The following is a 10,274-nucleotide window of genomic DNA, read 5'->3' as shown; positions in this document are numbered from 1 at the left end:
GGATGCCGTCGTCGGCGGAGGAGAGGGTGAAACCATCGTCGGCTTTCGGGTGTGAGAAGCAGGATGGATTGAAGTCGAGGCCGAGGTTCTGGGATTTGCACCAGTCGATCCAGCCTTGGAAGTGCCTGGTTTCGATGGCATCGCGTTCGACCGGGGTGTCGGACTCAAGGTAGATGGCGTGGAGGTTCAGGCGGTGGTCGCCGGGGATCAGGCTGAGCGCTTTTTCGAGGTCCTGACGGAGTTCGTCGGGCGTGCGTGCTTTTCCAGGATAGTTGCCGGTAACGGCGAGGCCGGAGCCGAGTTCGCCGTCGGAGGCTTCGAAGCCGCCGACATCATCGCCTTGCCAGCAATGGATGGAGACGGGGATTTTGGAAAGGCGGTCGAGCGCGACTTCGGTGTCAACGCCAAGTTCGCTGTAGCGTTCTTGGGCTTCGGAATAAGGGGATGAGTTCTGGGATGGCATGGGGCCGGGTGTTAGATTTCGACTTGTGAGTCTGTGGGCTGGAGTTTGTTCGATCCGAGCCATGGAATGCCGCCGATGAACCAGACGATCATGCCGATGAGCATGACGATCTTGTTGGTCGGGAGGTCGATGGTGCCGGTGAACAGGAGGATGGGGCCGATGGCGGTGGCAAGGAGGCCGATCACGGCGATTGCTTTGAAGGCTTTCATGGTCAGGCTTTCTTTTGAGTGAGTTTACTGAGGATGATGTAGAGCAGGCCGCAGGCGATCCAGCAGGGGATCACGAGGTAGATGGCGAAGACACCTTTCTGGAAGATGAGAAAGAGGCCGACGGCGACGGGAAGCAGCCAGGCGATGAGGACGGCTGGATTGAAGCTCGAGCCCGTGGTTTCCGCGTATTCGTTGCGCAGGCCGAAGCGTTTCATCAGCCAGAAATCGACGAAGATGACCGCGCCCATCGGACCAAGGATGGTGCCGTAGGTGCCGACGAAGCCGAGAAGCTGTGCGGAGAGCGTCGGGAAGGCTCCGGCGATAGTGGCGATGAGCCCGGCGATAAGGGTCATGACCGTGCGCTTGGATTTCGGGAACATGCCCTGGAAGGCGAGTCCGGCGCGGTAGATCGTCGGGTTCGCGGTTGTCCAGCCGGCGATGACCACGCAGACAATCCCAGTCCAGCCGATGGCCTGCCATGCGAGCAGGCCGGGGTTGGCGATGACTTTGCCGTCGGGGCCGAGGGTGGCATCGGGATTGACCTTGAGCATGGCGGCGAGTAGCAGCGCGGCGCAGATCCACGCGACATAGTGGCCGAGGAACATGCCGATGGCGGGTGCCCAACCGGAGGACTTGTTGCGCGCAAAGCGGAAGACCGAGAGGTCAGCCATGCCGAAATGCATGGCTCCATTGCAGAGCCAGGCGAAGACCACGATTTTCCAGAAGCCGAAGTCATCAGCTCCGTTTTTATCCTGAATGAAGGCGATGGCGTCATCCCATGTGTAGGGAGTGCCGGAGCTCATCTGGGCGTAAGAGACCAGACCGCAGGCAGCGAAAACGATGATCATCCATGGGGCGGCGATATTCGCGACGCGTGCGACGGTTTCGTAGCCGCGGCAGGCGATGGCGGCGATGACGGCACCGACGATCAGGACGATGATGGTAAATGCCGGGGTGCTGAGTTCATACCAGTTCTCAGGGACATCGAAGGTAATGCCGAATGGCACACCGACGGCTGAAGCGGAGACGGTGACCATCGCACCGGCGAGGAAACAGAAGAGCAGGCCGTTGACGAAGTTGTAGAGTTTGACGGCGTTTCCACCGGCGATGCGCTCAAGCTGGTAGTAGAGCGTGAGGCGTTTTCTGATGGCGATCGGCGTGACGAGAAAGCGCCAGGTGAGGGTGGCGAGAATGTTGCCGAGCAGCAGGCCCACGACGAGATTCTGGATGCTGGCGCCAGCCGCGAGGAACAGCGGCCCGATCATGAACTCGGTGCCGGCGGTGTGCTCGCCGGCATACATGCCCCAGAATTTTCCGGGTCCTTTCAGTGCCTTATCCGGAACGGGTGTCCGTTCGTACTCGTTCGTGGATTCTTTCTGGGTTTCAGCCATGGTGGTGGATGGGTCTTCGGTGGATTTCGCGCGGAACCTTTAAAATCACGGGCGCCGGGTCAATAGAATTACAAGAAACGCTTCTTCAGGGAATCAAAAATCCTGCCATAATCCGGCACCCCGACTTGGTGGGAGAGAGCGGGGCTCAGTGGCCGAGGTATTTCACGACGGCTTCGGTGCGGGTGCGGACGTGAAGCTTGGAGTAAATATTGTGGAGGTGGGTGCGCACGGTTTCGACACCGATGCCAAGATCCCAGGCGATTTCCTTGTAAAGGGAGCCCTTGACGAGCTGGTCGAGGATCTGGGTTTCGCGCGGGGTCAGGTCGAGGTCCTTGGCCTTGGTGGTGGTCGGTTTACGGAAGTTCTGGACGACTTTGCGGGCGATCGCGCTGGACATCGGCGAGCCGCCGGCGATGAGGTCGTCGAGCGACTCAATGAGTTTGTCGGGGGCGTCTCGTTTGAGAAGGTATCCTGAAGCACCGGCTGCCAAGGCATCGAAGATCCGGTCATTGTTATCGTAGACGGTGACCATCATGATTTGGGTTTTTGGGGATTTTTCCTTGAGGCGGGCGGCGCACTCGATGCCTGACATGCCCGGTAGTTGGATATCCATGAGGACGACGGTCGGTGGATTTTCCGAGAGCGCTTCAAGGGCATCTTCCGCCGATTCGAATGCGCCGATGAGTTGGAGTGAGTTGGTCGCGGAGATGAGATCGGAGAGGGTTTCCCGCAGGCTTGGGTCATCTTCAACGATGGCGATGGTGTGGCTTGATTCGGTCATGATGGCGATGGCTGGTTGGCATTCTTGAGTGGGCAGTCGAAGACGATCCGGGTGCCTTCTGTTAGAGAAGAGTCAATGGTGCAGGTGCCCCCGATTTCCTTGAGGCGGTCGGCAAGGTAGGCGAGCCCGTGCCTGCTGCTTTGGGCGCTGGTTTCAAAGCCCTTGCCGTCGTCGGCGATTGTTATGGTGATACGATCATCGTCGTACTTCAATGAAAGTCGTACTTCGCATGGACCTGCATGGCGCAACACGTTGTGAAGGGCTTCCTTCACGGAAAGGCTCAGCTGATGTCGGAAGTCCGAGCCCAAGGCACGGGGTGGCAGGAGCGAAGGGATGTCGAGACGGCAGCGGATCGGGCTATCGCGAAAGATCTCGTCAGCGAGGCGAGTCAGGTGGGAGGCGAGTTGATCAAGGCTGTCGTGTGCGGGGTCGACTGCCCACACGAGGTCGTCCATGGCGACGACGAGATCACGGGCGGAGTGGTTGAGCTTGCCCAGATGGCGTCGCGAGCTTTCGGGGTCGCGGTCGAGTTCCCGCAAGGCCATGGAGGCGGAGAGGTTCAGGACGGTGATCCGGGTTCCGAGGTCGTCATGCATATCTCTCGCAATCCGGGTTCGATCGCGTTCCAGCGCATTTTGAAAGGCGAGTTCCCGCATCCGTCGTCGATTGCGACGCCTGACGGTGCGGAGTATGTAGAGGGCGCAAAGTGCGACGACTGCGGATGTGAGGGCCGGAAGGAACCAGGGGCGTTGCCAGATGGGCAGTCGGATGACAATGGGCAGTGAGAGGCTTGCGGTTGTTGGTGGTTCGCCGGTGGTGAGTCCGATTGCGCGGAACTTGTAGCTTCCGGGAGGGACATTGACATAAGTGGCGCGGTGAAGGCTTCCGCCAATGATGTTGTAGGCCTCGCTCCACGAGATGATGACCGTGCGACCTCCGTAAATGATGGGGTCGAAATTCTGGATGCAGGCCCATTCTCCGAAGTGGGTTTGATCGCCGTCGGAAAGCGTCAGGGCCAGCCCCGGGCCCTCCCCCGAAACCTGAGCGATGCTCGGATCGCTGCCACGGCGGCTCCAGCGTTGGGGAAGTCCCAATGGTGAATCGAGGTCGTCACCGCGACTGAAGTCGCCGTTTTGCCAGAGGGGAATGCTGTCCTTGCCGGGCAGGCTGATGTCGATGTCGTCGATAACGAACGTGCCGGTTGTATCCGGAGATCCCGAGGTGATGGCAATGTAGATCTGCCGACCTTCGGAGGGAATGAAAAGCGGTTCGGCGCGGGACGTCCGTATTGATTCTTCCGGACTGTTCTCCCACCCCTTGCTGCTGCCGACGGCATTGAATTTTGCTTCGGAGATGATCTGGTTTTGCCCATTCCTGACCTGGCAAACCATGCTCATGCCGCGGGTGCTCTCTCTCCAATTTTCGTCGACGCCTTCCAACTGACAGTGGAACTGTACGGGTTCGTTGGCGGGTCCGGATGGGTAGGTGAAGTCGAAATCGAGGCGGTGCAGTCCGGGCTCGAGGACAAGCGTCTCGCCATTGGTGCTTTGAAAGTCTGTGGACTCTCCATCGACCAGTACGTTGGCGAGAAAGAGCGGGAGTTCGTCGAATCCGGGCAGCGGATTGTTCCTATCCGAGATCGCTTTCGAAGGGATGCGCTCGCCGGGTGGGACGAGGATGAAGTCACGCGCGTTGCGGGCGACTGAGCTGATCCGGACTTCATCGATCCGTCCGGGAAAGGGACTGGACTCACCGTCTGTGGAGTCGGATTGGCGGGCCTCGTTGCCGATGGCGAAGTCACCAACTCGGCCGTTGAAGTCGTGGATGAGCGTGCCACTGCCGATGCGGTTTGCTTTCTCAACTTCGGGCGAGATCCGTGTCCAGTAGATCTGAACGTTGTTCGCGAGGTTCGGAATCCCATTGTAGGTGATGGCGACATGAAACCAGTCCTCGGTATTGATGGCATGAAGTCCCTCGGTCGGGATGGCGGCGAGTGCGCCTCCCTGCGATCCGCTATCACTCATGGGGGCAAAAGTGAGGACTCTCTGGCGATCAATCAGCAGGCTGAAAATCCGACCGTCGATATCGTCGTCCATTGAGAGGATCATCATCTCCGGAGAGGCGGCGTCGGCTGGCAGCAGATCGAACTTCAAGAGTGCTTCGTAGGTGAACGCTCCCCCATCGCCGAAGTACTTGAACGAGCTCGGAGCATTGTCCCGGTTGTCGGGGTGGAGCTTCGGAGAGATCGTCAGGATCGCGCCTTTGAGACTTCTGCTTCCAAGCTCGCCGCCAGCGTGATGATTGAAGGAGACGGCATTTTTCAGATTGGCGATGGAGGGCTGTCCCGGTTTGGCTCCGTTCAGGAGGCCAAGCAGAGGAGTGGGGAAACGACCACTGTCTTTGAAGGGAGGGGCGGCCTCGTCGAGGTGCCAGAGGTGGAGGGTGTGCTCGTCTGACGAATAGGGAGTGAGTGTGTCGGACCATCCCACCGCGCTTGGCAGGAAAAAGGTCAGGAGCGTGAGAAGGCGGTGGGCCACAGACATGATCTGAGCAGAAGCCCGTGTGCGAGGCGAGTCGTGACATTGCTAGCAGTCACGGAGGCACCGGTTGGAGCGAGCGAAACATACTGGATCCAAGGTTTCTCAACAGGGCATCTCCCACGTTTAGGGGATGCGGGATTCTTCGTGGGAAGAACATGGTTTGGGAGAAGTGATCTCCCGATGAAGTGTGTTTATTCCGAATCGGACTGCTCCCACGGCCGTGAAACGGGCTGATGCGTTGCGGTGATTGCTTCAGGAAGACCCTCGGCAATCGGGTCGCCGCCCGCGAGGCGGATGTCTTCGAGGGTGCCCAGGTAGTTCTTCTTGAGGTCGACGTCGCCGACTCGGTTGGTCCACAGCGGATTCCTGTAGTGTTCGAGAACGGCTTCGGTGTAGGTTTTCCAATCGCGTGCTGCTTCGACGAGTGCGGCGATGGCTTCCTGCTGCTGCTGGGGTTCTTTGGTTTTCCGGAAGAGGGCCAGTTGAGTCGCCGCACGGATCTTGTTCGAGTAGTAGCGACCCATGCTTGCGACGATACGGATGTCGGTGGTGACTCGCTCCAACTCGGAGCCTGCGCCTGGCTTGAGAGTGGAGATCAATCGATCGGCCTCGGCGGCATGGTGATTGATTTCAGTCGCCAATTGAAGAGGAGCGGTGTGTTCGGATTTCTTCCCTGCAACAAAATCGGGAATCGATTGATAGCCGGCCAGAGGATGGGGTGGGAGGGTGATGAAGCGGTCGACATCGTTGAACCCGGTTTTGCTTTCGGAATGTCCCGCGCGGCTTTGGCAGCCTTCGATGTACCATTGGAAGTCAAGGGCACCCCAGTGAAAGCCCGTCACCGCCGGGTAGATCATGGACGCTTGGTGCCATGCTTCCTGCAGCGCCGTCGCGTCATCCATGGAAATGGCGAAGCGCTGCGAGAGCCAGGCGATGATTCGTTCTTCAGAGAGTGATGGATCGTAGCCGAGGCGACCCCAGAGCATCCATTGATACTCATGTTTCACGAGTTCGAGTTCTCCTTGGCCGTCACCATCGCGGTGAAGAAACTCGCGACCCCAGATCCACTGATCGGATCCCAGGTAGTAGCCTTGGGAAACACGGTAGGGAATGTTTTTGATGAACTCCCGGACGAAGGCGGGCGAGCCCCAACGGAAGTAGAAGGTATCGTCATTCCGAAGCGTCCAGATCGTTTTGACCTTTCGCGGTTCGAGGTCTTTGACGAAGGTCTGATGATAGTGCTGTTTGGTGGCGCTGTAGACATGGGCCTTGGCGTATTTGAAGCTGAAGATGAAATCGATATCCGGGTTCTCGACGAGTGGTTTGAAGGTGTCGAGAATTGCCTGGGAACTCGCTTGATGCTGGCGGTGGATAAAGCGGATTTTCCGGCCGGGCAGGGCTTTGACGGCGTCGAGGACTCCCTGCCCGTAGGTCGCGAAGGCCCAGTCTTCCTTGGCCTGCATGGGTTGCTTGTGCATGTTCTCGCCGGTGGTGAGCCCGATACCGGCAAGGTCGGGGTAGGTTACGAACATTTCCTTCACGCTTTTGCGGAAGTAGTCACGAGTGACGGGGTTTTCGATGTCGTCAGTGATGCCATACTGGCCGAAGGTGCCATCGGTGAAGATATTCCAGGTGATGAAATAGAAGTCGATGTTACGAGACTTACCGTAGGTCATCACTTTTCGCCAGAAGTCGATCTTGTCGTCGATGGTCATCTCACGAACAACCTCGGCATTTTTGAGGATCTCCGGAGTGACGATGCCGACTCCCCAAAGTGAGTAGTTTTCGTTTTCCCGTATCGTGCGGGAACGGAGCACGTCATTGAGAGCGACCTTCTCGTAGCCGGGGACCTTCACCAATGAGGGGAAGGGGTGAAGGCTCCAGAGAGAGATGTAGTTGTAGCGGGATTTGGCAAGGGTATCGATGGTTTCCTTCCAGAAGTCGAAACTCCACATCTCCGGAATGTTGGCTTGGGCGGCGTCTGAAGCATCCGAGTAGCTGGGGGTTCGAGCGTCGAGGGGCGCGTTGAACTTGATGCCTCGCATCGCCATGTAGGGGTTGTGAATGGAATCGTCGATCAATCGGGGCTTCGCCGTCCGAAGGCGCTCCGCGACTTCCAGTCCCCCATACATCAAGCCTGCCGGGTCGAGAGCCGTCACGAGAAGGTGGCCTTCCTCGTTGGAGATCCGAAATCCTTCAGCTTTCAGTTCCTTGTCCTCCGGCACGAGCTTCAGGCGGATTTGGTGGTCGCTACCGGTTTGCGACAGGGCGTTTTTGGCGAATTGAATCCTTGGATCCACGGGCTCTGCGTTCAGGCTGTGGATGGCGAGAACCAGGGTTGCGATGATGGCGGGGACGTAACGCATGATCATGAGAAATGGTTTATCGGTAAGGGTAGTTTGGGGATGTCCACTTGAACAGTCCTGAAGTATTTTTCGCCAAACTGTCAGGATTGGTGCCCTTTGAGCTTTGTCACTAGAATACGTGGCATGCAGCATGGGTGAAGAATGGTTCATGATCTTAACCCGCGAGACCTTCCGGATCAATGAATCACACGTGGAGTTTTCTCTTTGCTCTTGAAGGGCAGTGAATTCGAGAAAAGGAGCTCGCGGGTGTCGGCCGCCTGTTGGTGCCGAACAAAACCTTGGATCCGATACGGTGGTAACATCAAAGAACGACAACGAAAAATCATGAGAAAAAATCAATGGAGAGCGCTGCTGGTGGCTCAAACAAGTGTGATCTTACTGCTCGGAAGCGCAATTGCGGGAGCTGGAACCATCGATCCAAGTCAGAGTGATTGGTACAAGCGCTACAAGGAGCAAGAGAATGTGCCCAAACCGGGTGAGATGCTCTTGAATGAGTCAAAAGAGCCTGAGCTTGAGCCAGGCTTCGTTGAGCTATTCAATGGCAAGGATCTCTCCGGCTGGGCGACCAAAGGGGGTGACTCGACTTTTGAGGTTAAGGATGGAGTCATCGTCGGGACCTGTGTGCCGGATAGTCCCAGCACCTATCTCTGCACTGAAAGGAGTGACTACGAAGACTTTATTTTCACCTGTGAGATCAAATGGGAGATCGATCTCAACTCAGGAGTGATGTTCCGTGCCGCGACGCGCAAGAAGGGATCGACGGAAGAGGTTTTCGGACCCCAGGCGGAGATGGAAGGGATCTCCGGTGACCGGAATTGGTCCGGTGGGGTCTATGGGCAGTCATGTGGTGGCTATTTCTATCCGCTGTGGCTGAAGGAGCATCAGGCGGCTCGAACGGCGCTCATTCCTGACGGTTGGAATCGTTTGACGATCGAGGCCAAGGGGAACGAGGTGAAGACATGGCTCAATGGCGTTCCTGCATCGTACTGGATTGGTGATGGCACCTACTCAAAGGGCTTTTTCGGGCTTCAGGTCCACAAGGCGAAGAAGGGCAAAGTGCTGTTTCGGAATATCCGGCTGAAGGAACTTGGCCAATAGGCGGCGGCGAATTCAGTCTTTGTGTTCTTCGAAGAGCTCGGTGAACTGCTGATGGATCTCGGGCTCGGTGCTTGAGAGGTCTTTTGTTTCGCCCGGGTCCGCATCGAGATCATAGAGCTCGATGGGGGCTTCCAGTCCGTAGCGGACGGCCTTCCATTGACCGCGGCGGGCGGCTTGGAAGACCTCACCGATGATTCCCGAGTTCGGGTCGCCGGCGAATTTTCCAAACTCCCAGTAGAGCGTACGTTCGGGGAGTGGTGTCGGCTTGTCTGTTAGAAGCCCGGCGATCGAGTGGCCGTTGGTTTTGACGCGGGGAACTTCCTTGAGGTTGACACCTGCGAGCTCGGCAAAGGTGGGAAGGACATCGGCAAAGGCCCACGGGGTGGTGTCGACTCGTCCTGTGGTGATGCTTGCTGGCCAGTAGGCGATCATGGGGACATGGATGCCGCCGTCGTAGAGATCCCGTTTCATGCCCTTGTAGGGAGCGGAAGCCTTGAAGAATGCCGGGTTGGCTCCGCCTTCATCGTGGGGGCCGTTGTCTGAGGTGAAGAAGATCAGGGTGTTGTCGGCGATGCCTTTTTTCTCCAAGGCGGTGACGATCTGGCCGACATAGTCGTCGAGCGCGGTGACCATGCCCGCCAGTGTGGCGTTCGGCTTGTCGACCTTTTCGGGGTAGTACCAGGCATATTTGTCCTGGTCGATATCGGTGGACATGCCGAGGTAGGGGACTTCCTCAAACTTGTCGGCATAGGGCTCGATGTATTCCTCGGGAGCGGCGAGGTCGGCGTGGGGGGATGAGTAGGCGACGAGGGCGAAGAAGGGGTTCTTTCGATCTTCGTTGATGTATTTGATGGCTTCTTCGGTGAAGACTTGTTGGGCGTAGACCTGCTTGCGACCGCCTTCGTTTTCTTCGATGCGGATCTTTTTTCCATCTCTCCAGAGGAAGGTCGGGTACTGACGATGCCCTTCGAGGATGGCATACATCCCGAACCAGGTATCGAAGCCCATTGCGAGTGGGTCGGTGACGCCCATTTGGGATCCGATCGAATACTTTCCGAACAGGGCGGTGTCGTACCCGCCTCGCTTCAGGACATGGGCGAAGGTGACGTCGAGTTCTTCGAGTTGGACCGAGTTCGAGTTGTTCGTCATCAGGCGTCCATCACGGCCGGTGAAGAGAGAAACGCGGGAAGGAGAGCAGACGGTGTTGCCGGAGTAGGCATCATTGAAGCGGATCCCATTTGCTGCGAGTCGGTCGAGATTCGGCGTTTTGATTGGTGTGTCACCGTAGGCGCCGATCTGGTTGAAGCCGAGATCATCGGTCAGGATGAAGATGATGTTGGGCTTGCTGGCTTGCGAGGCGGCATGGAGGGATGCGGCCATGAAGAGGAAGAGTAGGATCGAGGTTTTCATTGGGATTTTTCTTAAA

Annotated in this window: 8 protein-coding genes; 1 reads left to right on the top strand and 7 read right to left on the bottom strand. The window is 57.6% G+C overall.

All coding sequences use genetic code 11. The features are described 5' to 3' along the window. From WBG04_RS04875 to WBG04_RS04850, 6 genes are all read right to left on the bottom strand, one after another. Positions 1-463: L-rhamnose isomerase (locus WBG04_RS04875; RefSeq protein ID WP_424313256.1), on the bottom strand; the 463-nt coding region annotated here is incomplete at its 3' end. A gap of 11 nt (positions 464-474) precedes the next feature. Next, positions 475-672 carry a hypothetical protein gene (locus WBG04_RS04870; protein WP_424313255.1) on the bottom strand — a complete coding sequence of 66 codons (198 nt, stop codon included), beginning with the start codon at positions 670-672 and terminating at the stop codon, positions 475-477. Between the two features lie 2 nt (positions 673-674). Continuing rightward, on the bottom strand, positions 675-2,063 hold the full coding sequence (locus WBG04_RS04865; protein ID WP_424313254.1) for a purine-cytosine permease family protein: 1,389 nt from the start codon (positions 2,061-2,063) through the stop codon (positions 675-677). A gap of 145 nt (positions 2,064-2,208) precedes the next feature. Further along, positions 2,209-2,844 carry a response regulator gene (locus WBG04_RS04860; protein ID WP_424313253.1) on the bottom strand — a complete coding sequence of 212 codons (636 nt, stop codon included), beginning with the start codon at positions 2,842-2,844 and terminating at the stop codon, positions 2,209-2,211. Then, complete coding sequence (locus tag WBG04_RS04855) at positions 2,841-5,387, bottom strand: histidine kinase (protein WP_424313252.1); 2,547 nt, start codon at positions 5,385-5,387, stop codon at positions 2,841-2,843. Before WBG04_RS04855 ends, WBG04_RS04860 begins: the two co-directional genes overlap by 4 nt. Positions 5,388-5,575: 188 nt before the next feature. Beyond that, the gene (locus WBG04_RS04850; protein WP_424313251.1) at positions 5,576-7,756 is read right to left on the bottom strand and encodes a carbohydrate-binding family 6 protein; all 2,181 of its coding nucleotides are present in this window, start codon (positions 7,754-7,756) and stop codon (positions 5,576-5,578) included. 318 nt (positions 7,757-8,074) lie between these two features. Between WBG04_RS04850 and WBG04_RS04845 the strand changes: the two genes are divergently transcribed. Further along, positions 8,075-8,848, top strand: a complete 774-nt coding sequence (locus WBG04_RS04845) for a 3-keto-disaccharide hydrolase (protein WP_424313250.1) — start codon at positions 8,075-8,077, stop codon at positions 8,846-8,848. Between the two features lie 12 nt (positions 8,849-8,860). Here WBG04_RS04845 and WBG04_RS04840 read toward each other — a convergent pair whose 3' ends face one another. Continuing rightward, the gene (locus WBG04_RS04840) at positions 8,861-10,258 is read right to left on the bottom strand and encodes a sulfatase-like hydrolase/transferase (protein ID WP_424313249.1); all 1,398 of its coding nucleotides are present in this window, start codon (positions 10,256-10,258) and stop codon (positions 8,861-8,863) included. Positions 10,259-10,274 lie beyond the last annotated feature (16 nt).

It is taken from the genome of Haloferula sp. (assembly GCF_049672945.1).
Lineage (GTDB): Bacteria > Verrucomicrobiota > Verrucomicrobiia > Verrucomicrobiales > Akkermansiaceae > Haloferula.
The sequence above is the reverse complement of the archived record's forward strand: the minus strand, read 5'-3'. Positions and strand labels throughout refer to the sequence as shown.